Annotated in this window: 22 protein-coding genes; 13 read left to right on the top strand and 9 right to left on the bottom strand. The window is 64.8% G+C overall.

What is annotated here, in order from left to right; all coding sequences use genetic code 11:
• Nucleotides 1-42: 42 nt before the first annotated feature.
• Together ACKVEX_RS07300 and ACKVEX_RS07295 are read left to right on the top strand one after the other, a co-directional pair.
• Entirely contained in the window at nucleotides 43-1,035 is a 993-nt protein-coding gene (locus ACKVEX_RS07300) for a malate dehydrogenase (protein WP_473215043.1), read from the top strand.
• A gap of 105 nt (nucleotides 1,036-1,140) precedes the next feature.
• Entirely contained in the window at nucleotides 1,141-2,139 is a 999-nt protein-coding gene (locus ACKVEX_RS07295; protein ID WP_473215121.1) for an HpcH/HpaI aldolase/citrate lyase family protein, read from the top strand.
• An 83-nt stretch (nucleotides 2,140-2,222) separates the two neighbouring features.
• Here ACKVEX_RS07295 and infA read toward each other — a convergent pair whose 3' ends face one another.
• Nucleotides 2,223-2,441 (bottom strand): translation initiation factor IF-1, encoded by a 219-nt coding sequence (gene infA, locus ACKVEX_RS07290; RefSeq protein ID WP_473215042.1) that lies wholly within the window; start codon nucleotides 2,439-2,441, stop codon nucleotides 2,223-2,225.
• Nucleotides 2,442-2,897: 456 nt separating this feature from the next.
• On the opposite strand from infA, the gene ACKVEX_RS07285 reads away from it, so the two are divergent.
• Nucleotides 2,898-3,791: an adenylate/guanylate cyclase domain-containing protein gene (locus ACKVEX_RS07285; protein ID WP_473215041.1), complete on the top strand. Its 894-nt coding sequence runs from the start codon at nucleotides 2,898-2,900 to the stop codon at nucleotides 3,789-3,791.
• 202 nt (nucleotides 3,792-3,993) lie between these two features.
• Here the strand turns inward: ACKVEX_RS07285 and acnB are convergent, their stop codons facing one another.
• Nucleotides 3,994-6,603, bottom strand: coding sequence for a bifunctional aconitate hydratase 2/2-methylisocitrate dehydratase (gene acnB, locus ACKVEX_RS07280; protein WP_473215040.1), 2,610 nt, complete (start codon nucleotides 6,601-6,603; stop codon nucleotides 3,994-3,996).
• Between the two features lie 242 nt (nucleotides 6,604-6,845).
• Between acnB and acnA the strand changes: the two genes are divergently transcribed.
• The 3 genes from acnA to ACKVEX_RS07265 all read left to right on the top strand — a co-directional run bounded on the left by acnA (nucleotide 6,846) and on the right by ACKVEX_RS07265 (nucleotide 11,951).
• Nucleotides 6,846-9,563 carry an aconitate hydratase AcnA gene (gene acnA, locus ACKVEX_RS07275; protein ID WP_473215039.1) on the top strand — a complete coding sequence of 906 codons (2,718 nt, stop codon included), beginning with the start codon at nucleotides 6,846-6,848 and terminating at the stop codon, nucleotides 9,561-9,563.
• 208 nt (nucleotides 9,564-9,771) lie between these two features.
• Nucleotides 9,772-10,155 (top strand): DUF6394 family protein, encoded by a 384-nt coding sequence (locus ACKVEX_RS07270; RefSeq protein ID WP_473215038.1) that lies wholly within the window; start codon nucleotides 9,772-9,774, stop codon nucleotides 10,153-10,155.
• Between the two features lie 17 nt (nucleotides 10,156-10,172).
• Nucleotides 10,173-11,951, top strand: a complete 1,779-nt coding sequence (locus tag ACKVEX_RS07265; RefSeq protein ID WP_473215037.1) for a potassium channel family protein — start codon at nucleotides 10,173-10,175, stop codon at nucleotides 11,949-11,951.
• On the opposite strand, the gene ACKVEX_RS07260 is transcribed toward ACKVEX_RS07265, so the two are convergent.
• On the bottom strand, nucleotides 11,893-12,123 hold the full coding sequence (locus ACKVEX_RS07260; protein ID WP_473215036.1) for an RNA-binding S4 domain-containing protein: 231 nt from the start codon (nucleotides 12,121-12,123) through the stop codon (nucleotides 11,893-11,895). The two genes, ACKVEX_RS07265 and ACKVEX_RS07260, sit on opposite strands and share 59 nt — an antisense overlap.
• A gap of 56 nt (nucleotides 12,124-12,179) precedes the next feature.
• Here ACKVEX_RS07260 and ACKVEX_RS07255 point away from each other — a divergent pair, with 56 nt between their 5' ends.
• The gene (locus ACKVEX_RS07255; RefSeq protein ID WP_473215035.1) at nucleotides 12,180-13,082 is read left to right on the top strand and encodes an ATP adenylyltransferase family protein; all 903 of its coding nucleotides are present in this window, start codon (nucleotides 12,180-12,182) and stop codon (nucleotides 13,080-13,082) included.
• Between the two features lie 26 nt (nucleotides 13,083-13,108).
• Here ACKVEX_RS07255 and ACKVEX_RS07250 read toward each other — a convergent pair whose 3' ends face one another.
• Nucleotides 13,109-13,447, bottom strand: coding sequence for a YkgJ family cysteine cluster protein (locus tag ACKVEX_RS07250; protein WP_473215034.1), 339 nt, complete (start codon nucleotides 13,445-13,447; stop codon nucleotides 13,109-13,111).
• The gene (gene trmB / locus ACKVEX_RS07245) at nucleotides 13,447-14,160 is read right to left on the bottom strand and encodes a tRNA (guanine(46)-N(7))-methyltransferase TrmB (protein WP_473215033.1); all 714 of its coding nucleotides are present in this window, start codon (nucleotides 14,158-14,160) and stop codon (nucleotides 13,447-13,449) included. Before trmB ends, ACKVEX_RS07250 begins: the two co-directional genes overlap by 1 nt.
• A gap of 294 nt (nucleotides 14,161-14,454) precedes the next feature.
• Between trmB and rpmE the strand changes: the two genes are divergently transcribed.
• From rpmE to pgi, 3 genes are read left to right on the top strand one after another with little or no spacing between them, the layout of a single operon-like run.
• Nucleotides 14,455-14,673, top strand: a complete 219-nt coding sequence (gene rpmE / locus ACKVEX_RS07240; protein ID WP_473215032.1) for a 50S ribosomal protein L31 — start codon at nucleotides 14,455-14,457, stop codon at nucleotides 14,671-14,673.
• Nucleotides 14,674-14,729: 56 nt separating this feature from the next.
• A complete protein-coding gene (locus tag ACKVEX_RS07235) occupies nucleotides 14,730-16,406 on the top strand; it encodes an ArnT family glycosyltransferase (protein WP_473215031.1) in 1,677 nt (558 codons plus the stop codon).
• Nucleotides 16,357-18,033 carry a glucose-6-phosphate isomerase gene (gene pgi, locus ACKVEX_RS07230; RefSeq protein WP_473215030.1) on the top strand — a complete coding sequence of 559 codons (1,677 nt, stop codon included), beginning with the start codon at nucleotides 16,357-16,359 and terminating at the stop codon, nucleotides 18,031-18,033. The genes ACKVEX_RS07235 and pgi overlap by 50 nt, the downstream gene beginning before the upstream one ends.
• A gap of 1 nt (nucleotide 18,034) precedes the next feature.
• Here the strand turns inward: pgi and orn are convergent, their stop codons facing one another.
• The gene (gene orn, locus ACKVEX_RS07225; protein ID WP_473215029.1) at nucleotides 18,035-18,586 is read right to left on the bottom strand and encodes an oligoribonuclease; all 552 of its coding nucleotides are present in this window, start codon (nucleotides 18,584-18,586) and stop codon (nucleotides 18,035-18,037) included.
• Between the two features lie 88 nt (nucleotides 18,587-18,674).
• On the opposite strand from orn, the gene ACKVEX_RS07220 reads away from it, so the two are divergent.
• Genes ACKVEX_RS07220 through rsgA form a run of 3 tightly spaced genes read left to right on the top strand, consistent with a single transcriptional unit; the run spans nucleotide 18,675 to nucleotide 21,223 of the window.
• Nucleotides 18,675-19,928: a M48 family metallopeptidase gene (locus ACKVEX_RS07220; protein ID WP_473215028.1), complete on the top strand. Its 1,254-nt coding sequence runs from the start codon at nucleotides 18,675-18,677 to the stop codon at nucleotides 19,926-19,928.
• A 10-nt stretch (nucleotides 19,929-19,938) separates the two neighbouring features.
• Nucleotides 19,939-20,250 carry a hypothetical protein gene (locus ACKVEX_RS07215; RefSeq protein ID WP_473215027.1) on the top strand — a complete coding sequence of 104 codons (312 nt, stop codon included), beginning with the start codon at nucleotides 19,939-19,941 and terminating at the stop codon, nucleotides 20,248-20,250.
• Between the two features lie 4 nt (nucleotides 20,251-20,254).
• A complete protein-coding gene (rsgA, locus tag ACKVEX_RS07210; RefSeq protein WP_473215026.1) occupies nucleotides 20,255-21,223 on the top strand; it encodes a ribosome small subunit-dependent GTPase A in 969 nt (322 codons plus the stop codon).
• Nucleotides 21,224-21,260: 37 nt separating this feature from the next.
• Here rsgA and ACKVEX_RS07205 read toward each other — a convergent pair whose 3' ends face one another.
• The 3 genes from ACKVEX_RS07205 to ACKVEX_RS07195 form a co-directional block, all read right to left on the bottom strand.
• Entirely contained in the window at nucleotides 21,261-22,223 is a 963-nt protein-coding gene (locus tag ACKVEX_RS07205) for an alpha-E domain-containing protein (RefSeq protein WP_473215025.1), read from the bottom strand.
• Nucleotides 22,224-22,236: 13 nt separating this feature from the next.
• Complete coding sequence (locus ACKVEX_RS07200) at nucleotides 22,237-23,655, bottom strand: circularly permuted type 2 ATP-grasp protein (RefSeq protein ID WP_473215024.1); 1,419 nt, start codon at nucleotides 23,653-23,655, stop codon at nucleotides 22,237-22,239.
• Between the two features lie 271 nt (nucleotides 23,656-23,926).
• Nucleotides 23,927-25,111: an acetyl-CoA C-acyltransferase family protein gene (locus ACKVEX_RS07195; protein ID WP_473215023.1), complete on the bottom strand. Its 1,185-nt coding sequence runs from the start codon at nucleotides 25,109-25,111 to the stop codon at nucleotides 23,927-23,929.
• Between the last annotated feature and the right edge of the window lie 6 nt (nucleotides 25,112-25,117).

Below are 25,117 nucleotides of genomic sequence, written 5' to 3'. Positions count from 1 at the left end.
ATATCTGACGTCTCTTTGTCGCTTTTGAGGGAGTAATCACACATGAGCAAGTCCCCCGTACGCGTTGTCGTAACCGGCGCCGCCGGCCAGATCGGCTATAGCCTGCTGTTCCGAATTGCCAGCGGTGAAATGCTGGGCAAGGACCAACCGGTCATTCTTCAGTTGCTCGACCTGCCCCAGGCCCAGAAAGCGGTCAAGGGCGTCATGATGGAACTCGAGGACTGCGCCTTCCCGCTGCTTGCCGGCATGATCGCGACCGACGATCCGAACGTGGCCTTCAAGGATGCCCAGGTTGCGCTGCTGGTCGGCGCGCGGCCGCGCGGCCCCGGCATGGAACGCAAGGACCTGCTCACCGAAAACGCAAAGATCTTCACCGTGCAAGGCGCCGCAATCGGCCAGCATGCCGCCCCGGACTGCAAGGTTCTGGTCGTCGGCAACCCTTGCAACACCAACGCCTACATCGCGATGAAGACCGCCGAGAAGTTCGGCCGCGTGTCGTCCCGGAACTTCACCGGCATGCTGCGTCTGGATCACAATCGTGCGCTGTCGCAACTCGCCTCCAAGTCCGGCCGCGCCGTGTCCAGCCTGAAGAGCCTGGTCGTGTGGGGCAACCACTCCCCGACCATGTATGCCGACTACCGCCTTGTCACGTCCGACGGCGACAACGTGAAGGGGCTGATCAACGACGAAGCGTGGAACCGTGACGTCTTCCTGCCGACCGTCGGCAAGCGTGGCGCGGCGATCATCGAAGCGCGGGGCCTGTCCTCCGCGGCCTCCGCCGCAAACGCCGCGATCGACCATATCCGTGACTGGGTGCTGGGTTCGAACGGCGAGTGGGTGACGATGGGTGTCCCGTCTGACGGCTCCTACGGAATTCCGGAAGGCATCGTCTACGGTTTCCCCTGCACCACCGAAAATGGCGAGTACAAGATCGTTCAGGGGCTCGAGATCGACGAGTTCTCACGCGAACGCATGACCCACACGTTGAACGAACTGCTCGAAGAACGTGACGGCGTCAAGGATCTGCTCGGCTGATCCCGCGACGACGACGCGGAGCGCACGGCCGAGGCTGTGCGCTTTTTTTTGCCTGAACAGACCTTGAAGTCCGGAAAACGCGAAGAGAGCTCCCCCACGATGAACATGAATCCAGCCAAGCATCCGCGCACCGTGCTTTTCGAAGGCGAGAAGCCGTTTCCGGCGCTGCCGGCAGTCGATCACTATGCCGGCTCAGAGAAGCTGATGCGCAAGGCATTGGCCCTGCAGTACACCCTCGGACCGGTATTCGACCTGACCTGCGACTGCGAGGACGGCGCCCGGGCGGGCGGCGAAACCGAGCACGCGATGATGGCCGCCGAGATCGTGACCGGCAACGACAATCGATTCGGACGGGTGGGCGCGCGCATTCACGACATCACCCACGCGCACTGGCTGCAGGATCTGGAGATCCTGGTTGAACGGGCGGGTCACCGTCTCGCATTTCTGACGCTGCCGAAGGTCCGCGGTGTCGATGACGCGCGCATTCAGATCGAGGCGCTCAGGGCGCTGGAGACATCAGCCGGGCTCCCGCGCCCGATACCGCTGCACGTGCTGATCGAGACGCACGGCGCCTTGCGCGAGGTCTGGGATATCGCGGGGCTCGACGGTGTCGAATCACTGGATTTCGGGCTGATGGATTTCGTGTCGGCCCATCATGGCGCGATACCGGGCAGCGCGATGCACAGCCCCGGCCAATTCACGCACCCGTTGATCGTCCGCGCCAAATGCGAGATCGCGGCCGCCGCGCTGGCCAACGGTGTCGTGCCATCGCACAACGTCACCACCGAGCTCAGGGACGTCGGCACCATCCGCGACGACGCGCTGCGAGCGCGGCGAGACTTCGGTTTCCTGCGCATGTGGAGCATTCATCCCAACCAGATCCAGGCCATCGTCGAAGCGATGCGGCCGGATTTCACCGAGGTCGAGGACGCGAGCGAGATTCTGGTGACTGCATCAGATGCCCACTGGGGTCCGATACAGCACGCGGGGCGGCTGCACGATCGTGCATCCTACCGTTACTACTGGGAATTGCTGGAACGCGCCAACGCGACCGGTATGCCGCTCCCCGAGCAGGCGCGCGAACGCTTCTTCCCGCCCGCCTGAGTCTTTACCCCTTCCGGTCCGCCAACCCATGAATGCGGGGTGACAGGGCGAAAGAACGCCGACCCACGGGACCGCAGCGAGTATTACTTGTGGCGAAACCGGATGCGCGCCTTGGTCAGATCATAGGGCGACAGTTCGACGCTGACACGGTCACCGGCAAGCACACGAATGCGGTGCTTGCGCATCTTGCCTGACGCGTACGCGGACACGGCGACCCCGTTCTCGAGCGTCACCTTGAAGCGAGTATCCGGCAGTACCTCATCCACGACGCCTTCCATTTCCAGCAGTTCTTCCTTAGCCATACAAATCCTCCAGGACGACAAAATTCATTCAAAACAAGTTGCCAGGCGCCGAATCCGGCCGCTGCGCCTGTCTGCGCGGCCACACGAACGTCGAGCGGGCATGGCGAGCGATTGGAGATGCTCGAGTTCGCGAAAGCGATCCGGACGGAAAGGGACGGACAGCGGGCCGACGATACCGCACCCAGCGGCAGAGCCTACGGACACCCCGAACGCCGCGCATGCGATCGAAGGCACGAGACGCGCAGTCAGTGAAAATGCGAACTCGCGAAACGCAGGCCAGAGCAGTTATCGAACATGATCAGCGTTTGATTATACCCCAAAAGACGCAGTCCCGGGCCACACCTGACGCACCTGGCCCTGGTAATCGCGCACGCCGTGTGCCGCGAGAACCCGCATACGGTTGCAGCAATGGCTGCCGAATATCCATAACGCCGGCGATTCCTTATAATTGCTTACATGTCAAAGAAATCGTCCCTGCCGCATGAATGCACGGTGCTGTTCGCCGACCTGGTCGGCAGCACACAACTGTACGAGCGGGTGGGCGATTCTTCGGCTTTCAAGCTTGTCGACCGTTGCCTGAAGTCCATGCAACGCGCCGTCGAGGAAAAGGGCGGTCGCGTCGTCAAGCACACCGGCGACGGCCTGATGGTGGTCCTGGCCGATCCGGACCTCGCCGCCGAGACCGCGCAGACACTGCATTCGCTGGTCCGGGAACTCCCCCACTCTGCCGGACAGCGGCTCGCGGTTCGCATCGGTTTCCACCACGGCCCGGTCATCGAAAGTGGTCACGACGTATTCGGCGAAACGGTGAACTTCGCCGCACGGCTGGTGGAACTCGCCTCGCCCGGCCGCGCGATCACGACGGGCGAGACCCGCTTGAAACTGTCTGGGGACTGGAAGAGCGCCTTGAGCCCACTGCAATCACGCGTGCTCCGTGGTGCCTCGCGTCCGTTCGAACTGTTCGAACTGCAGTGCGAGAGCGTGGGCGAGATCACGCTGCTGCAGATGGACCGCTTCGATATCGACGAAGAGCATGAACTCAGGCTGTATCTGAACGACGAGACGCTGGTGCTGAATGACCAGAAACCGATCGCCCGCCTGGGTCGGGATGCCGGATCCGATCTGCGTGTCAGTGACAGCCGGGCATCGCGCCGCCACTGCGAGATCGAGTTGAGAGGCGACAAGTTCGTGCTCGTCGATCGCAGCAGCAACGGCACTTTCGTATGGTTTGAAGGCGAGAAGGAGTTCCTGTTGTCCCGCGAGGAAGCCGTATTGCGGGGTCAGGGCCATATCGCCCTGGGCGGAAGCTGCATCGGAAACCCGAACGCGATCAGTTTCGTCTGTATCTGAAGCCTCGGCCGGCGGGCCGTTCGGCGGGCCCGCGCGGGCAGGCGCGCCAGCGGCCGGATGCGCGGCCCCTCGAGCCGCACGACCCACCTCTCCGCCACACGGCGCCTGTCGTCCCTGCTCACCCGAAAAAAAGCCCCCGCCGGATTGCCGGACAGGGGCATTGACTGGCGCAGGCGACGCCTTCGTCGCCCCCGGACCCGGATCAGACCTCGACGGTGTCTGCGACCTCGCGGAACGCCTCGATCTGGTCGAAGTTCATGTAGCGGTAAACCTCTCCCGCCTTCGCACCGAGCATCTGCACCTGGGACAGATACTCATCCACCGACGGAATCTTGCCCATCAACGCGCAGACCGCCGCGAGCTCGGCCGATCCGAGATAGACCTGCGTATCGATGCCGAGCCGGTTCGGAAAATTGCGCGTCGAGGTCGACATCGCGGTACTGCCCTTGCGGATCTGCGCCTGGTTGCCCATGCACAGCGAGCAGCCCGGCATCTCCATGCGCGCGCCGGTCTTGCCGAGGACCCCGTAATAGCCCTCCTCGTTCAACACCATCGCATCCATCTTGGTAGGCGGCGCGATCCACAGGCGGGTCGGGATGTCCGACTTGCCTTCCAGCACCTTGGCGGCGGCACGGAAATGGCCGATGTTGGTCATGCACGAACCGATGAAGACCTCGTCGATCTTGTTGCCGGCAACGGCGGACAGCGGCTTGACGTCGTCCGGGTCGTTCGGGCAGGCGACCAGCGGCTCCTTGACGTCAGCCAGGTCGATCTCGATCAGCGCGGCGTACTCGGCGTCGGCATCACCCTTGAGCAGTTCGCCGTTGGCGATCCAGTCTTCCATGGCCTTGATTCGGCGGCCGAGCGTGCGCTTGTCTTCATAGCCGTTGGCGATCATCCACTTCATCAGCGTGATGTTCGAATTCATGTACTCGACGATCGGCGCCTTGTTCAGATGCACCGTGCAGCCGGCAGCCGAGCGCTCGGCGGACGCATCGGACAGTTCGAAAGCCTGTTCGACCTTCAGATCGGGCAGACCTTCTATCTCGAGAATGCGGCCGGAGAAGATGTTCTTCTTGCCCTTCTTCTCTACCGTCAGCAGGCCCTGATTGATCGCGTAGTACGGAATGGCGTTGACCAGATCGCGCAGCGTCACGCCGGGCTGCATCTTGCCCTTGAAGCGCACCAGCACGGATTCCGGCATGTCCAGCGGCATCACGCCGGTGGCCGCGGCGAACGCGACGAGGCCTGAACCGGCCGGGAACGAAATGCCGATCGGGAAACGGGTGTGCGAGTCGCCGCCGGTGCCGACCGTGTCCGGCAGCAGCAGGCGGTTGAGCCAGGAGTGGATCACGCCGTCCCCCGGACGCAGGCTCACGCCACCCCGGGTACTGATGAAGCTCGGCAGTTCGCGGTGCATGCGAACGTCGACCAGCTTCGGATAGGCCGCGGTGTGGCAGAAGGACTGCATCACCAGATCCGCAGAGAAGCCGAGGCAGGCCAGGTCCTTCAGTTCGTCACGGGTCATCGGGCCGGTGGTGTCCTGGCTTCCGACCGTGGTCATCTTGGGCTCGCAGTAGGTGCCCGGACGGATGCCCTGGCCTTCCGGCAGGCCACAGGCGCGGCCGACCATCTTCTGCGCCAGCGAGAAGCCCTTGCCGGAGTCGGCCGGATCCTGCGGCAGGCGGAACAGCGTGGATGCCGGCAGGCCGAGAGCTTCCCGCGCCTTCGTGGTCAGGCCACGGCCAATGATCAACGGGATGCGACCACCGGCCCGCACCTCGTCCAGAATGACCGCGGTCTTGAGCTGCGACTCGGCGATGACCGCCCCGTTCTTCAGCGCGGTGACCTTGGCGGTGGTCTGATCGATGCGCAGTTCGACCTCGTCACCCATCTCCATCTGATTGACATCGAGTTCGATCGGCAGCGCACCGGCGTCTTCCATCGTGTTGAAGAAGATCGGCGCAATCTTGGAGCCCAGGCACACGCCGCCGAAACGCTTGTTCGGCACGAACGGAATGTCTTCGCCGGTAAACCACAACACCGAGTTGGTCGCCGACTTGCGCGAGGAACCCGTCCCGACCACGTCACCGACATAGGCCACCAGGTTGCCCTTCGCGCGCAGATCTTCGAGGAACTTCACCGGCCCCCGCACGCCGGCCTCTTCCGGCGTGATGCCCGGGCGCGGGTTCTTCAGCATGGCCAGCGCATGCAGCGGAATGTCGGGACGGCTCCACGCATCCGGAGCAGGCGACAGATCGTCGGTGTTGGTTTCACCGGACACCTTGAAGATCGTGACCTTCATCGACGCGGGGACTTCCGGGCGGCTGGTGAACCATTCGGCGTCCGCCCAGGACTGCAACACCGCCTTCGCATTGGCGTTGGCGGGATTGTCAACCGAGTCGGCCAGTTCCTTGACATCATGGAAGTAGTCGAACATCAGCAGCGTCTTCTTCAGGCCCTCGGCCGCGATGCCACCGACCTCGGCATCGCCGAGGAGGTCGATCATCGGCTTGATGTTGAAACCACCCAGCATGGTGCCGAGCAGTTCGGTCGCCTTCGCGCGCGAAACCAGACCGCAGGCCTCCTCGCCCTTGGCAACCTTGGCGAGGAATTCGGCCTTGACCTTGGCCGCGTCGTCCACACCGGCGGGAACGCGATAAGTCAGCAGTTCCACCAGAGAATCCTCTTCCCCGACGGGCGGATTCTTCAGCAGACCGACCAGTTCAGTGGTTTGCTGCTTGTCCAGCGGCAGCGGCGGGATGCCGAGGGCGGCACGCTCGGCGACATGGGCACGGTAAGCTTCAAGCACGGCGGTTTCCTTCCATTGTTGAAGTGGCAGAGAACCCGGATCACGTCACCGGGCAGTGAAAGTAATTATATGTCTTTTATAAGACTTGCGGTGCAATGCAACATGGAGCGGTACGGCGACTGCGAACGACACGCCTCGCACGGGGTCGTAAAGCTTTGCTCAAGCAGCGCGCAAATTGTACGCTCTTCCCTCGCCAGCTTGCGAGCCGTCGATATCTGCCAACACCGACCAGGAGATCCGTCATGAACAAGCCGTATTTCGACACCCTTCGCACCTTCGAGACTGCGTCCGGACAGACTGGCCGTTACCATGCCCTGTCTGCCCTGGAGGATGCCGGGCTCGGCGGAATATCGCGGCTGCCGGTTTCGATCCGGATCGTGCTCGAGGCCGTGTTGCGCAATTGCGACGGCCGCAAGGTCACCGACGCGCATGTGCGCCAGCTCGCTGGCTGGAAGGCGAACGCACCGCGCACCGACGAGATTCCGTTCGTCGTGGCGCGTGTGGTGCTGCAGGACTTCACCGGCGTGCCGCTGCTGTGCGATCTGGCCGCGATGCGCAACGTCGCGGCCACCATGGGCCACGATCCGAAGCTGATCGAACCGCTGGTGCCGGTGGATCTCGTCGTCGACCATTCGGTACAGGTGGACGCCTACGGCACCCCGGACGCACTACGGCGCAACATGGAACTCGAGTTCCAGCGTAACCGCGAGCGCTACCAGTTCATGAAATGGGGCATGCAGGCCTTCGACACATTCAAGGTCGTGCCGCCCGGTATCGGGATCGTGCACCAGGTGAACCTCGAGTACCTGTTCCGCGGCGTGCGCAGCCAGGAAACCGACGCCGGTCGGGTATTCTTCCCGGACACGCTGGTGGGCACCGACTCCCACACCACGATGATCAACGGCGTGGGCGTGGTCGGCTGGGGCGTGGGCGGTATCGAGGCGGAGGCCGGCATGCTGGGCCAGCCGGTCTACTTCCTGACGCCGGATGTCGTCGGCGTCCAGCTCACCGGTCGGCTCAACGAAGGCATCACCGCCACCGACCTGGTGCTGACCGTCACCGAGCTGCTGCGCAGCGAGAAGGTCGTCGGATCCTTCGTCGAGTTCTTCGGAGAGGGCACCGCGAGCCTGTCGGTGACCGACCGGGCCACGATCGCCAACATGGCGCCCGAGTATGGCGCGACGATGGGATTCTTCCCGGTGGACGAGAAGACCGTGGCCTACATGCGTGGCACGGGTCGAACGGATCAGGAGTGCGAGTCCTTCGAGGCCTATTTCCGCGCGCAGAACCTGTTCGGCGTGCCGCGTGCCGGCGAGATCGACTACACCCGGGTGATCGAACTGGACCTGTCGTCCATCGTGCCGTCACTGGCCGGGCCCAAGCGTCCGCAGGACCGGATCGAACTCAAGGACATGGGCGACGTGTTCGACCGCCTGTTCTCCACCCCGGTCGTCGACGACGGCTTCGGTCAGCCCGAAGCGGCGCTGGGCACACGCTTTCCGACCGGCCTGCCGGGCGTGACGCTGGGCAACGGCGACGTCCTGATCGCAGCCATCACCTCATGCACCAACACGAGCAACCCGGCCGTGCTGATCGCGGCTGGTCTGCTGGCCAAGAAGGCGGTCGACAAGGGGCTCGGCGTCGCACCCCACATCAAGACCTCGCTAGCACCCGGATCGCGCGTGGTCACCGACTATCTTGAAAAGGCCGGCCTGCTCCAACCCCTGGCCCAGCTCGGTTTCGCGCTGGCCGGCTATGGCTGCACCACCTGCATCGGCAATGCAGGCGATCTCGCGCCCGAACTGAACGAAGCGATCAATGACAACAAGGTCATCGCTGCCGCGGTTCTGTCCGGCAACCGCAACTTCGAGGCGCGCATCCACCCCAACATCCGTGCCAACTACCTGGCCTCTCCGCCGCTGGTGGTCGCATTCGCGATCGCCGGTCGTGCAAACATCGACCTCGCTAACGAGCCACTCGGCACCGGTCGGGACGGACACCATGTCTATCTGAAGGACATCTGGCCGAGTTCGGACGAGATCAACGCAATCCTGCCTTACGCGATGGACCCGGCGACCTTCAAGCGTCTGTATTCGGACTTCACCCGCGATCACGATCTGTGGAACGAGATCCCGAGTACGACCGGCCAGGTCTACGAATGGCCCGAGTCGACCTATATCGCGAAGCCGCCCTTCTTCGACGACTTCGACATGCAGCCGGGCAAGATCGGCGACATCTTCGGCGCCCGCCCGTTGCTGATGCTTGCCGACTCGGTCACGACGGATCACATATCGCCGGCCGGCGCCTTCGGTGAGAACACGCCTGCCGGGCAATGGCTCCAAGCCCACGGGGTCGAGCGCAAGGACTTCAACTCCTACGGCTCGCGGCGTGGTAACCACGACGTCATGGTGCGCGGCACCTTCGCCAATGTCCGAATCCGCAACATGATGCTGCCCACCGACGACAGCGGCGGCCGGGTCGAAGGCGGCTTCACGCTGTTGGACAAGAAGCAGAGCACGGTCTTCGATGCGGCGACCGCGTTCCAGAAGCGCGGCATTCCGACCATCGTGCTCGCCGGTGAGGAATACGGCACCGGATCCAGCCGCGACTGGGCTGCGAAAGGCACCTTGCTGCTCGGTATCAAGGTCGTCGTGGCGAAGAGCTTCGAACGCATCCACCGTTCCAACCTGGTCGGCATGGGCGTGCTGCCACTGCAGTTCAAGGGCGACGACTCGTGGCAGAAGCTCAAGCTCACCGGCAACGAGCGCTTCGACGTGATCGGGGTCGGCGCCGACCTGAAGCCGCAGCAGGATCTGACACTGGTCATCCACGGGCCCGACGACAGCACCCGGAAGGTCGAGGTGCTGTGCCGGATCGACACGCCGATCGAGATCGAGTATTACCGCCATGGCGGCATCCTGCCCTTCGTGCTGCGCGAGATCCTCGCAGGCGCAGCCTGAAAGCCAGGAGACTATCGCAATCTAGGCTGATCCGCGGCACCGCCCCGGCAACGCGGACCAGGCGTTGCCGGAGCGGTGCCGCGGTCCGATCTGGACGGTGATCTCGATGCCTGAAACAGCCACCCGGGCCATCGCGCCGCACACCGCTGGACCACCGCTTTCTGCCGGCTATAATCGGGCATTAGCCACCGCACAGGACGATTCACGCATGAACCTCGAGAAAGTGTTCTTCGGCTTTTTCATCGTGCTGGCCGCGACGCTCAATTTCGGTTTCTTCGTCGGCGACATCGACAACCCGGCGCATCACGACATCTACGAGTTGTTCGCCGCGCTGGTGGTGAGCCTGATCGCGACCGTGCTGAAGCTCGGCGATCGGACACAGATCGGCGCCGTGCATCTGTCCACCAGTCTGGTCGCGGACCTGCAGTTGATCGCGGCCGCGATGGTGTGGGGTTATGCGGTACATGTTTCGGCGGCCGGACTCACACCCGAGATGACCTCGCGCATCGTGTCGCTGTCGGCGGGCGCGCTGTTCGCCAACGTGGTGTCGGTCGTCTTCCTGATCGCCGAGACCATCATGCAGCGCCGCTGACCGTCCCGGGGCGGACGATGAGCCCACTGGCACGCCATCACAGCATCTTCTTCCTGATCATGCGGCGCATGCGTGCGCCGCTGATCATGCTGATCGTGATCATCGCGATCTCGGTACTCGGGCTCACGCTTGCGCCCGGCGTGCCGGACGAGGACGGCAACCCGGTCTCCATGAGCTTCTTCCACGCGCTGTATTTCATGAGCTACACCGCGACCACGATCGGTTTCGGCGAAATTCCCGACGCCTTCTCGAACCAGCAGCGCCTGTGGGTCATCATCTGCATCTACATGTCGGTGGTCGGCTGGGCCTACACGCTGGGCAGCGTGTTCGCGCTGCTGTCGGACCGCAACCTGCGCCAGGCGATCAGCACCCAGCGGTTCATCACGGCAGTGCGCAACCTGCACGAACCCTTTTATCTGGTGTGCGGCTATGGCGAGACCGGCAAGCTGATCTGCGGCGCCCTCGACCGGCTCGGCTACCGCGTCGTCGTGCTCGAGGTCAAAGAAGGCCGGATCGGCGAGACCGAACTGCAGAACTACGCCGCAGACGTGCCGGCGCTGGCGGCCGATGCGCGCAACCCCGAAACGCTGAAATACGCGGGGCTCACCAGTCGACACTGCGCCGGCGTACTCGCGCTGACCAATGACGATCAGGCCAATCTGGCGGTCGCGATCGCGGCGCGGCTACTCGCGCCGTCGGTGCCGTCGCTGTGCCGGGCGAGCACGCGCGAAACCAGTGCCAACATGGCCTCCTTCGGCACCCGGCACATCATCAACCCGTTCGAGAAGTTCAGCGAATACCTGTCTCTGGCGCTGCATGCCCCGGCCGCATGGCAGCTGCTGATATGGCTGACCGGCCTGCCCGGCACCACCGTCGAGCGCCAGCGCGACCCGCCGCGCGGACCGTGGGTGCTGTGCGGCCATGGACGGTTCGGCCGTTACATGGCCGAAGCCCTCGACCGCGAGGCCGTACCGGTCACGATCATCGATCGCGACGCCCCGCCCGACGCGGAGCACGCGTGGATACAGGGCGATGGCACCGGCGCCGATGCGCTCGAGCGCGCCGGCATAAAGAGCGCGGTCGGCATCATCGCGTGCACCAGCAGCGACGTGGACAACCTGTCGGCCGCGGTGACCGCGCGCGAGCTCAACCGCGAACTGTTCGTGATCCTGCGCCAGAACAAGTATGTCAATCACGCCTTGTTCGACGCCTTCGAATCCGACGTGAACGTCGTGCCCAGCGAGATCATCGCGCACGAATGCCTCGCGGTGCTGACCACGCCCTTGCTCATGCCCTTCCTGAACGACATGAAGCGTCGCGACGAGCAATGGTGTCGCGCGCTGCTCGAGCGCCTGACCGGCACCTACGGCTGGGAGGTGCCCACGGTCTGGAGCGAGCGGATCAATCTGTCGCGCGCGCCGGCCCTTTACCGACGCCTGATGAAAAGCGAGTCCGTCACCTTGCACGACCTCCGCCGAAGTGCGCACGACCGCAATTTCTTGCTCGAATGCGAGATCCTGCTGCTCGAGCGGGACGACGACGACGACCTGATCCTGCCCCGCGACGACACCGCACTTCGTGCCGGCGACGAGTTGCTGCTGGTCGGTTCGGCCAGTGCGCGCAGCGACCTGCTGCTGACCCTCAGCAACGAGTATGCGCTGCATTATGTGCTGACCGGCGAGGAGCAGGCCCGCAGCTGGCTGGGACGCAAGCTGTTCGGACAGCCCGCTCTGCCGCTCAGCCCGGGGCATCCGCCGCGGGCGAAACGAGCTGCACCGTCTGCCCCGCCATCGTGACCCGCTGACCGACACGCAGCTTCGCGCGCTTGCGCGATTCGGCCCGGCCATCGACGTGCACCCGCCCGGCCTCGACCGCCGCATGCGCCTCGCCGCCGGTTCCGACGAGACCGGCGGCCTTCAAAAGTTGATCCAGCTGGATGAACTCTCCCCGCAACTCGAAGCTGATCACCGTCCTCGCTCCTGCGCACATGAAATGAATCGAAGCGCGAGCTTACAATAGAACGCATGTCGGTCGTCCCCACGCCCCCCATGCCGCCCCCGCCCCTTTCGAGCGACAGCATCGATCAGGTCATCGCGCGCGCCGTCGCGACAGGTGCACTGCAGCCGATCACCACCGAACAGACCACCGTATCCGACGCAGGGGTCAGCTTCATGGTCCGCTGGATATCGTCGCTCGCACGTCGCGACGCTGCGCGGGTCGCTGCCGCCGGCCGCCGAGACCCGGACTTCAACCCGTTTCTGCCACCCGAACCGGATCTGCTGATAGCCAGCGTCGGGGCTGCACATCTGATCCTGCTGAACAAATATCCGGTGATCGCACAGCACCTGCTGATCGTCACGCGAAGCTTCGAGGAACAGACTGCACCCCTGACCGGAGCGGATTTCGCCGCGCTGCTGAGGGTCATGCAGACGCTGGGCGGAATCGGCTTCTACAACGGCGGCACCGAGGCGGGCGCCAGCCAGCGCCATAAACATCTGCAATGGATCCCGGACCGCAGCGACGGAGCGAACCTCGCGCGCCTGACCAGCGGGCTGCGTGCCGACCAGCCGGCGCGCGAGGTCACCCGCCACCCGGGGCTCCCATGGCGGCACGCCTTCGTCCGCCACGGCGGCATCCCACCGGCGTCGGCGAGCGACACGCCCCGGGCCGACAATCCCTTGCAGCAAGCCTTCACCATCGCATGTCGTCAGCTCGATCTGCCGACCGACGTGGACCCGATGCCGCCCTACAACCTGATCGTGGATCGCGACTGGATGCTGGTCGTACCTCGAAGCCGCGAGCGCTATCGGGACATCTCGATCAATGCGCTGGGATTCGCCGGATCGCTGTTCGTACGCCAAGCTGCGCAGATCGAGCTGGTCCGCGAGATCGGCCCGTTGCGCCTGCTGGCCGAAGTCGCGGCCTGACCACGTCTCGCGAACACTGCAACGGATCAGAGCGGCGGGAAACCATGGCGGCGACGCGCCCGATCACAGGCGGGGTCACCGAGACCGAGCGCAGCATAAGGCGCGAACTCCCGGCATGGCGACGGGCGCGCCGCATAGATCGAGCAGGCCACCTGCCGGCCGAGGTCCCCCTCGAGCGCGCAGCATCGCGGCTGCGCGTCGTCGGTGCCGCGCATGCGCACGGTCGTCGCGATGACCGGCAGCGTCATCGCATCGGGTACGCCCGCGGGCGCACGACTGGCCAGTTCGGATACATGGAAGTCCACCCTGAAGGCCGCGCAACAGGCACCACAGCGCTGGCACGGATCGAGATCGGCGGCGGTCATCAGGGGCCCTCGGCCGTCGCCGGACCGCCCTCGGCACGCACACCGCCGTCCAGGTCGAGCACGACCCGATACAGGCGCTGCCCCGAATCCCGATACTTGCGCTCGAACGGTGTGAGCGGTACCGACGCTTCGAAGACATCCGGGGTCACCGGACGTCCGCACACGAGCGCAAGCGCCAACGCGAACTCCTGCGCATAGACATCCCAGTTGCTGCGGCACTCCAGCACCCCGCCAAGGCGCACAATGAACGGGAATACCGGATGCGCGTGCCAGCGACGCCCGACGTGTCCGACTTTAGGCCACGGGTTCGGGTACAGGATGTAGTGGCGCGCGAGGCGCAACCCGGCATCCGCGCAGAGCCGCCAGAAGTCGACCAGGTCGGCGCGCACGAACGCCATGTTCCTCGGCAACAGGGCGTCCGGATAAGGCTTGCGCCGGTTGAGGCGGTCCTCCGACTGATCCACGCCAATGACCCAGTGATCCGGATAGCGACGCGCGAGTTCGATCGTGCTGTGACCGACGCCGCAGCCCGCATCCAGAATCAGCGGCGCCCGCCCGTCCCAGCCGGCCAGGCCCGCTTCGAATGCATCGCGGTTGTACTGCGCGTAGGGCTTGCGGAAGGGCTCGGCCAGATGGCGGGCGACCAGGCGTGGCAACTGCGCATGCACCCCTTGCTGCGCGCTCGATGGAATTCTGGAGTTGGCATAACTCATCGACTGGACTCCTGGCGGCGGAACGGACCCACCATCGCATGTCGTCGGCGCTGTCCGCCGACCCGGCGCGGACCGCAGATGAACACCTTGGACCCGTCGGGCGACGCCCGCCGAGTTCGTCTGGCGCGCCATTCTACAAGCAGCCGCCATGCAGGGATCGCATTTCAGCGGCGACGCACCCGTATGCGCCGATTCCTCCCCTTGCAAAAAACCTCCGGCTCCACGATAATTTCGTGTTTCCGAACAGCACCGAGGGTGGCCACATCCGCCGCCCGCATAAATCAAGGATTCACGATGAAAGCCGACATTCACCCTAAGTATGGCGACGTGCAGGTGACCTGCTCCTGCGGCAACTCCTTCACTACGCGCTCGACCCTCACCAAGCCCAGCATGCATGTCGAAGTGTGCTCCGCCTGCCATCCGTTCTACACCGGCAAGCAGAAGATCGTGGATACCGCCGGTCGCGTCGAGCGCTTCCGCCAGAAATACGGCAACGTGCAGCGCCTCGGCTGAACATGCACAGGCCCGGAAGAAAAGCAGCCAAGGCTGCTTTTTTTTTGCCTGTTAGAATGCCGCTACGGCTTCGCACCAACCCGAACAAGAACCTGATGCCCGAGTACGCTCAACCTCTCTCCCCGTTCAGGCGTCAGCTTTATGGCGCAACCGGGCTGTCGCTGCTGATCCTGCTGTATCTGCTCCCGGGTGCGATCGGGCATGAGCCCTGGCGGGGCGACGACATCACTCATTTCAGCGCGGTCTTCAGCCTGCTCAACGGCGAAGGCTGGTTGCTGCCCGGCATCGCCGGGGAACCCTTGACCGGGGTCGGACCGCTGTTTCATTGGGTCGGGGCCTTGTTTGCGCTCGCACTCGGCTGGCTGCTGCCGATCCATGACGCCAGCCGCCTGGCCAGCCCGTTCTTCGCTGGCCTGGCGATCTTCTGGATCGCGCGCTCGGCGTCACGCCTTTACGGAAAGCACACCCGCACCGCGGCTGCGCTGCTGACCCTCGGTACCCTCGGTCTGGTCGTCCATGCGCATGAGCACCAACCACTGATCGCGCTGATGGCGATGCAGGCGTGCACGCTGGCAGGTCTGTCGCTCGTACCCACCCATCCGGTCAGGGGCAGCATGCAGGCAGCGGTCGGGGTCGTACTGGCTTTTCTCGCCGGCGGGCTCGCGGGTCTGTTTCTGACCGTACCGATGTTCCTGGTCGTCGCCATCGCCTGTCCGGAGTGCCGCAGCCCACGCGCCAGCGGTGCGCTGACGCTGGGCCTTGGCCTCGCGCTCGCGGCGAGCACGATCTGGCCGGGCCTGCTCAACCATCACGCGCCGGAACTGTTCGCGCAATGGTGGAACGGCGGCTTGCAGACGCTGGCAAGCACCTTCGACGGGAAGACGCTGCCCAAGCTCGCCGAATTGGTGGGCTGGTTCACGTGGCCGCTGTGGCCGATCGCGCTGTGGGCCCTGTGGCGGGCGAGGAGGCAGATTCACCGGCTCCCGTGGCTGCTGCCACTGCTTGGACTGCTGCTCGCGATGAGCTGGATCTACGTCAGTGGCAAAACCCAGGCCGCATCCATGCTGGCCCTGATTCCGCCGCTCGCGCTGCTGGCGGCGGGCGGCGTACCCAGCCTGCGGCGTGGCGCGGCCAATGCATTCGACTGGTTCGGCGTGATGACCTTCGTCGTGTTTGGCGTTCTGATCTGGCTCGCCTGGACCGCACAGACGCTCGCGTGGCCACCAGGTCTCGCGCGCAGCGTCCAACGTCTGGCCCCGGACTTCCTGCTGGAGGGGGCCCACTGGCATGTCGCGCTGGGCACGCTGATCTGCGCCGTCTGGATCGCACTGGTCTGGCATCTGCCGCGTTCGCCCAACCGCGGCCCTGCCAACTGGGCGATGGGCATGACAATGCTGTGGTGCCTGGCCGTGACGCTGCTGCTGCCGTGGTTCGACCACAGCCGGAACTACCGGCCGATGGCCGAATCGGCGCAGATCGCACTGGCCGGGGAGGCGTCTGGTTGCGTCGTGTCGCTCGGCCTGTCCGACTCTCATCGCGCGGCGCTCGATTACTTCGTCGGCCTTCGGGTCGTCGAGGTCGACAGTCACCAGACTGCCTGCCGTTTCCTACTCGCACACGACGATCGACTGTCGATCGGCCTGCAACCGGCCACACAGTGGCAGCAGATCTGGGAATTCCGACATGCTGGAGGACGAAGGCTTGAAGTATTCCGCCTCTACCGACGTGACTGATCGCCCGGCATCTCCGCGGCACCTGCCCGCCTGGGATGCGTTGCAACAGCATGCACGCCGCCTGCGCCCGACGCGCATAGACGCGCTGTTCCGGGAGGACGCGGATCGCTTCGGTCGATTCAGCCTTTCCTTCGACCAGCTGCTCCTGGACTTTTCCAAGCAGGCGATCGATGCGGACGCGCTCGCGCAACTGATGCGGCTGGCCGAACAGGCCCGGGTCGCCGACGGTGTGCGTGGGCTGTTCGACGGCGAAAAGGTCAATTTCACCGAAGGTCGGCCCGCACTGCACATGGCGATGCGGGGATCCTGCCCGATGCCGGCGCGCGATGCCGACGTCATCGCCGACACCCGCTCGCGCCTGCGTGCCTTCTCCACCGCGTTACTGACCGGCGGTCATGTCGGCTGCACCGGCAAGCCCTTCAGGCATGTCGTGAATCTGGGCATAGGCGGCTCCGACCTCGGCCCCAGAATGGCGACCGAGGCACTGGCTGCTTCACATGCGAGCGGCCCGGTCGTGCGCTTCGTCGCCAACATCGACCCGAACGAGCTCGAGCATGCGCTCGCCGACGCATGTGCCGAGACCACGCTATTCATCGTGTCGTCCAAGAGCTTCACCACCGCCGAGACGCTGGCCAATGCGAACGCGGCGAGACAGTGGTTGCGGGACGCGCTGGGTCAAGGCGCCGACCTGACGCCGCATCTGGCGGCGGTCAGCAACGCGGTCGAGCTGGCCACGGCCTTCGGCATCGCGCCGGAGCGGGTGTTCCCGTTGCCCGAATGGGTCGGCGGGCGCTACTCGGTCTGGTCGCCGACAGGCCTGCCCTTGATGCTGGCGATCGGCGTACCGGCGTTCGACGCCTTTCTCGCAGGCGCCCGCGCCATGGATGCGCATTTCCGGTCGGCTCCGCTGCACGCGAACCTGCCGGTCACGATGGCGCTGATCGGGCTGTGGAACACCGACTTTCTCGGCATCGAGACGCTGGCGGTGCTGCCCTATGCGAACGGCCTGCGCGACTTTCCCGCGTGGCTGCAGCAACTCGACATGGAGAGCAACGGCAAGCGCTGCCTGCGCGATGGCTCAACCAGCGAGGTCCACACCGCACCGATCGTCTGGGGCGGCGCCGGCACCATCGGGCAGCACGCCTTTCATCAACTGTTCTACCAGGGCACGCGGCGCACCGCGCTGGACTTCGTCGCCCTGGCCGGCGGCACGGATCCGCGCGAACAGGCCTTGCTACACAACGCGCTGGCGCAATCGGCGGCCCTGATGGGCGGTCGCGACCTCGATGCCGCCTTGCGCTTGCTGCGGGCGCGTGGCGTCTCCGACGACGACTGTGCGCGTCTCGCGCCCCATCTGGTGTGCCCGGGCAATCAGCCCGGAACCACGCTGCTGCTGCCCCGGCTCGATCCGTATCGGCTGGGTCAGCTGATGGCCTTGTACGAGCACAAGGTCTTCGTACAGGGCTGGATCTGGGGCATCAACAGCTTCGACCAGTTCGGCGTTGAGCTGGGCAAGGACATGGCGCGTTCGCTGGCCTCGGGCGATGCTGGCACGCACGACCCGTCTACCACTGGCCTGCTCGAGGCCGCAGCCCGGATGCGTCGGAAGACGGCCGCCGCCGACTGACTCAGGCGTCCAGCCGAAGGAAGGTGTCGCGATAGTGGCGCAGCTCGCCGATCGATTCGTGGATGTCGGACAGCGCCTCGTGTCTGCCCGCCTTCTTGAACCCGTCATACACGGCCGGGCGCCAGCGCCGGGCCAGCTCCTTCAGCGTCGACACGTCCAGATTGCGGTAGTGGAACCAGGCCTCGAGCGCGGGCATGTAGCGGGCCATGAAGCGCCTGTCCTGACACACCGAGTTGCCGCACATCGGTGAGGCCCGTTTCGGCACATACTGCTGCACGAACGCGAGCATCTGGGCCTCGGCATCCGCCTCGCACAGCGTGGATCGCCTCACCCGCTCGATCAGGCCCGACTTGCCATGCGTGTTGCGGTTCCACTCGTCCATGCCGTCGAGCACCGAATCGGGCTGATGGATCGCGAGCGGCGAAGCTTCGGCCACCGTGTCGAGGTGCGAATCGGTGATGACGATCGCAACTTCGATGATGCGGTCGGCATCCGGCTCCAGGCCGGTCATCTCCATGTCCAGCCATATCAGGTAGTTCTGATCCTGTGCCATAATCTCCGAACAAAACAAGAAACGATAGGGGCGCAATTGTGTCACAGAAGCACTTGTGACCGCAGCGCCCACCACCCCGGAAAGGCTCATGGCCCCCGAAACCTTCTCCATGCTGTTCGTGCTCGCGGTCCTGCTCACCTTCTCGGTGCGCGGTCTGCTGATGTGGCGCCAGATGCGCCATGTGCGCGCATGTCGCGATAGCGTGCCGGCCGATTTCGCCGACGTGATCGAGCTTTCGGCTCACCGCAAGGCGGCCGACTATACCGTCGCGCGGATGCGCCTGGGTCTGGTGGACGCGATGACCGGAACCCTGCTGGTGCTGCTGTTGACGCTCGGCGGCGGGCTGCAATGGCTGTTCGAACGGCTGGGTGACGGACTGGCGCCGGGCGGCATCGTGCATGGCGTGGCCTTGCTCGCGGGGCTCGGGGCGATCGGCTGGCTGGTCGGTCTGCCTTTCGCGATCTATCGCACCTTCGTCACCGAGAAGCGGTTCGGCTTCAATCGCATGTCGCCCCGCCTGTTCGTTTTCGATCTCGCCCGCAGCGCCCTGATCGCCGCGCTGATCGGCTTGCCGGTGCTGTTCGCGGTGTTGTGGCTGATGGAAGCGATGGGTCCCCTGTGGTGGTTCTGGGTGTGGCTGTTCTGGCTCGCGTTCAATCTGCTGGCCCTTTTCATCTGGCCGACCTTCATCGCACCCCTGTTCAACAGGTTCACTCCGCTCGCGGACGAGTCCCTGAAAACGCGGGTGGAGCAACTGCTTTCACGTTGCGGGTTCCGCTCGCGCGGGCTGTTCGTGATGGACGGCTCACGCCGCTCCAGTCATGGCAATGCCTACTTCACCGGTTTCGGTTCGGCCAAGCGCATCGTGTTCTTCGACACGCTGCTCGACAAACTCCGACCCGAGGAAGTCGAGGCCGTGCTTGCCCATGAACTCGGACATTTCACGCACGGCCATGTGTGGAAGCGGCTGGCGGTGATGTCGGCCGGCACGCTTGCACTGCTGTGGCTGCTCGGCTGGCTGATGCAGCAGCACTGGTTCTTCGCCGGACTCGGCGTCGAACAGGCCGGAACCGCCACCGCGCTGGCCCTGTTCTCGCTGGCGCTGCCGGCTTTCACGTTCCCGTTCGCGCCGCTGTTCAGTCACTGGTCGCGGGTACACGAGTTCGAGGCGGACCGCTATGCAGTGCGCCAGACGCGCGCTCAGGACCTGGTGAGCGCGCTGGTCAAGCTCTATCGCGACAATGCCTCCACGCTGACACCCGACCCACTCTACTCGCGCTTCTTCGACTCCCACCCGCCGGCCGCGGTGCGTGTCGCGCGGCTGCGCACGATGACTTCCTGAGGAGACCACCATGAAGACCCGGCCCGTCATGATCGCCGCCCTGCTCGCCTGCGGCAGCGCCGTCGCGAATCCGTTTCCCGATGCCGATCTGGATGCGGGCGAAGAGATGCACATGGACCTGTGCGTCGCCTGTCATGTCGAGCGCTTCGGGGGCGACCAGGGGTCCAACGCCTACACGCGCGCCGATCGTCGCGTGAACACCCCGAGCGGACTGGCGCAGCAACTGACCGCATGCACCACCATGCTCAACCTCGACCTCTTTCCCGAGGACGAACACCACATCGCCGGTTTCCTGAACAAGCACTTCTACAAGTTCGACTGAGCGCTTGAATCAATCACCATCCCGCGCCCGGAACACCACGCCCGCCCCCTCCCCCGGCCGGCTTCGCGGCATCGTCACCGCCGCCTTTGGACGGCACTACGAAGTCCGGCTCGATCGCAGCGGCCCGATGCCCGACGACACACCGGCCACGCTCAAGTGCGTACCACGGGGCAAGAAGAGCGTGTATGCCTGCGGCGACGAAGTCGTCATTGCGCGCAGCGATGATGCGCAGGGGGTGATCCTCGAACTCGAGCCTCGCCGCAACCTGCTGTGGCGCTCCGATGCGTTCCGGCAGAAACTGATCGCGTCCAACCTCAGCCAGATCGTCATCGTGGTCGCGACCGAGCCCGGCTTTTCCGACCTGCTGATCTCGCGCTGCGTCGCGGCCGCCGAGCATCAGCAGATCAAGCCCCTGATCGTGCTAAACAAGGTGGATCTGGTCGACCGCCTGCCGGCCGCACGTGCGCTGCTCGCCCCGTTCGCTGCGCTCGGCTATCGCATCGTCGAATTGTGTGCCCATCAGGACATCGACGCCTTGAAGGCCGCCCTCGCCGGCGAGCGCAGCATCCTGGTCGGGCAATCGGGCATGGGCAAGTCGACGCTGATCAACGCGCTGATCCCGGGCGCGCGCGCGGCGACCCGCGAGATCTCGGAAGCGCTGGACACCGGCAAGCACACGACCACCTTCGCGCGGCTCTATCCGCTGGATGACAATGGCTGGGTCATCGACAGCCCCGGCCTGCAGGCCTTCGGTCTCGCGCACGTGGGCACCGACGAACTGTTGCAGTCCTTCACCGAACTGCGTCCATACCACGGCCACTGCCGCTTCCGCGACTGTCGCCATGAAGCCGAACCAGGCTGCGCGATCACGCAGGCGCTGGCGGACGGTCGACTCGAGCGGCGGCGCTTCGAGCATTTCCTGCTGATCCGCTCCGAAATCGAACAGGCCGGCGCACAACGGCGAGGCTGGTAAGCGTCACCGACGATGACGGTGGCTGGATTGTGGCGGGTCAGGCCGTCTCGACCTGCCGGCTCACCGGCACCAGGAAATCGTCGGCGATCCGGTTGCCCAGGTCCTGGATCCGGCCAAGGGCCTGCACCACGTAGTTGTGCAGGCCCTCGCGCACGATGTCGTCGATCCTGCCGAAGCGCGTATTCGCTTCCAGCAAGCCTGCACGGCGCTCGGTCTCGGCGGAATGCTCGTTGGAGACCGCACGCAGGTTGCTGTAGACCTCCTTCATGCAGCGCGCCAGCGAGCGCGGCATATCCACCCTCAGCAGCATCATCTCGGCCACCCGCGACGGCGTGATCAGATCCCGGTAGATCCGCCGGTAGATCTCGAACGCCGACACCGAACGCATCAGCGCGCTCCACTGATAGAAGTCGGCCGAACCACCCTCGACCTCGCCGGCCGGCAGCAGCAACTGATATTTCACGTCCAGGATGCGCAGCGTGTTGTCGGCGCGCTCCAGAAAGGTGCCGATACGGATGAAGCGCAAGGCCTCGTCCTGCAGCATCGTGCCGAGCGTGACCCCGCGGGACAGGTGAGAGCGGAACTTCACCCATTCGAAGAAGTTGCTGACGCCTTCGTCGTTGAGCTTGTCGCCGTTGAAGTCGCGCATCTTCAGCCAGGTGCTGTTTGTCGTCTCCCACAGCTCGGATGTCAATGTGCCGCGAACCGCATGCGCGTTCTCGCGTGCCGCGCGCAGACAGCTGCGGATACTGGTCGGATTGTCCGGATTGAAGATCATGAACTCCAGCACCGCATCGGCGCTGACCTCGTCGAAGCACCTGGCGAACGCGTTCTCCAGCCCCATGATGCGCAGCGTCGCGCCCCAGGCCTGCTCCGCCTGCACCTCGGACTGAGGCATCAGCGACATGCGGTGGTTCACATCCAGCATGCGCGCGATGTTCTCGGCCCGCTCCATGTAACGGGCCATCCAGTAAAGATGGTCTGCAGTACGACTCAGCATGTTCCGCTCTCCGTCAGCCTTCCAGCACCCAGGTGTCCTTGGTTCCGCCGCCCTGCGACGAATTGACCACCAGCGACCCCTCCCTGAGCGCGACCCGCGTGAGCCCGCCCGGGATCAGCTGGATCTGCTCGCCGGACAGTACGAACGGCCGAAGATCGAGATGACGCGGCGCGATACCGCACTCGACGAAAGTCGGGCAGGCCGACAGCGCCAGCGTGGGCTGCGCGATGTATCGCTCCGGGTGCGCGATCAGTCGCTCGCGAAAGGCCTCGATCTCCGCCCTGGTGGATGCCGGGCCAACCAGCATGCCGTATCCGCCGGCGCCATGGACCTCCTTCACGACCAGTTCCGGCAGCCTGTCCAGCACATGGGCCAGGTCGTCCTTGTTGCGGCACATGTAGGTGGTCACGTTGTGCAGGATCGGTTCCTCGTCCAGATAGAAGCGCACCATGTCGGGCACGTAAGGATAGATCGACTTGTCGTCGGCCACGCCACTTCCGATCGCATTCGCGAGCGTGACCCCGCCCTGCTGGTAGGCGCCCAGCAGGCCGGGCACGCCGAGCACCGAGTCCGGCCGGAACGCCAGCGGATCGAGAAAGTCGTCGTCGACCCGTCGGTAAATCACGTCGACCCGCTTCGGGCCGCGCGTGGTGCGCATGTACGCATGGTCGTTGTCGACGAACATGTCCTGGCCCTCGACCAGTTCCACGCCCATCTGCTGGGCGAGGAATGCATGCTCGAAATACGCGCTGTTGTAGGCGCCCGGTGTCAGCACCACCACGGTCGGATCGGTGACGCCGACCGGTGCCACGCTGCGCAGCATGTTGATCAGCATGTCCGGGTAACGATCCACCGGTGCGACCCGATAGCGCGAGAACAGCCGTGGAAACAGACGCATCATCATCTTGCGGTTCTCGAGCATGTAGGACACGCCCGATGGCACGCGCAGGTTGTCCTCCAGCACGTAGTAGTCGCCCTCGCCGGCGCGCACCACGTCCACGCCGGCGATATGGGCATACACATCGCCCGGCACATCCACGCCCTGCATGACCTTCCGATACTGCGAATTGTTCAGCACCTGATCGGCCGGGATCCTGCCCGCTCTGAGGATATCCTGGTCGTGGTAGATGTCCTTCATGAACGCGTTCAGCGCGCGGACCCGCTGCCGCAGACCGTCGGCGAGAAGCTTCCATTCATGGGCTGGGATGATGCGCGGAATGATGTCGAACGGGATCAGGCGCTCGGTCCCTTCATCCTCGCCGTACACGGCGAACGTGATGCCATAGCGGTGAAACAACGCGTCTGCCTCGGCCCGCTTCTGCGCGATGCGCTCCCCGGGCATCTCGGACAGCCACGCATCATAGGCAGCGTAGTGCGGACGGATCTGCCGATCCGGCTCGTACATCTCGTCGTAGAAGCTTGTGACCGTCATGATGCCGCACCGTCCTCCCTGACCACGCTATCGATTCTCGGCCCTGCAGCCAGCCGTTATACGAAGCCTTCAGCGAAAACCATGCCAGCGTCCACGCCTCGAAACGCATGCGGAATGGGGCGTTTCGAGGCGTATCTGCGCGACTGACGCACTCTCATGGTGCATGCACCGCTTCCGTGCGAAAGCAATTGGTGCATGCTCGGACGCCCGAAAAGCAGAAACCCGCCTTTCGGCGGGTTCCTGGATGCAGCCACTTCTCGATGAGGTGCGATCAGACGCGCTCGAACACCGCGGCGATGCCCTGACCGCCGCCGATGCACATCGTCACCAGCGCGTAACGGCCGTTAGTGCGCTGCAGCTCGTACAGCGCCTTGGTCGCGATGAACGCACCCGAGCATCCCACCGGGTGACCCAGCGCAATCGCGCCGCCGTTCGGATTGGTCTTGGCCATGTCGAGTTCCAGAGCCCTGGCCACCGCGATCGCCTGCGAGGCGAACGCCTCGTTGGACTCGATCACGTCCATCTGGTCCAGCGTCAGGCCGGCGCGCTTCAGCGCGATCTTCGTGGCCGGGATCGGACCCTCGCCCATGATGTGGTTCGGCACCCCGGCCAGGGCGTAGGAGACCAGACGCGCGACGGGCTTGTAGCCTGCCGCAGCGGCGGCGTTCGCCTCGCCGAGCACGAAGAACGCCGCGCCGTCGTTGATCCCAGACGCATTGCCGGCGGTGACGGTGCCATCCTTCTTGAAGGCCGGACGCATCTTCCCGAGCGTTTCCATCGTCGTACTCGCCTTGACGTGCTCGTCAGTGTCGAACACGACCTCGCCCTTGCGGGTCTTCAGCGTGATCGGCACGATCTGCGACTTGAAGCGCCCCTCGGCGATCGCGGCAGCCGCGCGGCGCTGGGATTCGACCGCCAGAGCGTCCTGGTCTTCACGGGTGATGCCCCACTTCTCGGCCAGGTTCTCGGCGGTGATACCCATGTGCCCGGCACCGAACGGGTCGGTCAGCACCGCGACCATCGAATCGATGAGACTGGTGTCACCCATGCGGGCGCCGTTGCGCATCGCGGTCGACATGTAGGCGCCACGCGACATCACCTCGACACCGCCGCCGACACCGAAGTCACAGTCGCCGAGCATGATCGCCTGCGACGTGCTGACGATGCCCTGCAGACCGGAAGAGCACAGGCGGTTCACCGCCATCGCAACCGACTCCATCGGCAGGCCCGCCTGGATGGCCGCGACCCGTGCGACATACGCGAAACGCGATTCGGTCGGGATACAGTTGCCAACGGTCACGTAGTTGATCTGCTGAGGATCGACGCCCGAACGGACCACTGCCTCCTTCATCACGGTGCCGGCCAGATCGGCGGGCTCCAGCGTGCTCAGCGAACCACCAAAAGTACCGATCGCGGAACGGACCGCACTCAGCACCATAACTTCACGATTAGCCATCTTTGC

The sequence above is a fragment of the Denitraticella aggregata genome, from assembly GCF_048158365.1.
Classification (GTDB): domain Bacteria; phylum Pseudomonadota; class Gammaproteobacteria; order Burkholderiales; family Rhodocyclaceae; genus Azoarcus_F.
This window is presented reverse-complemented; position numbering and strand designations above follow the sequence as displayed.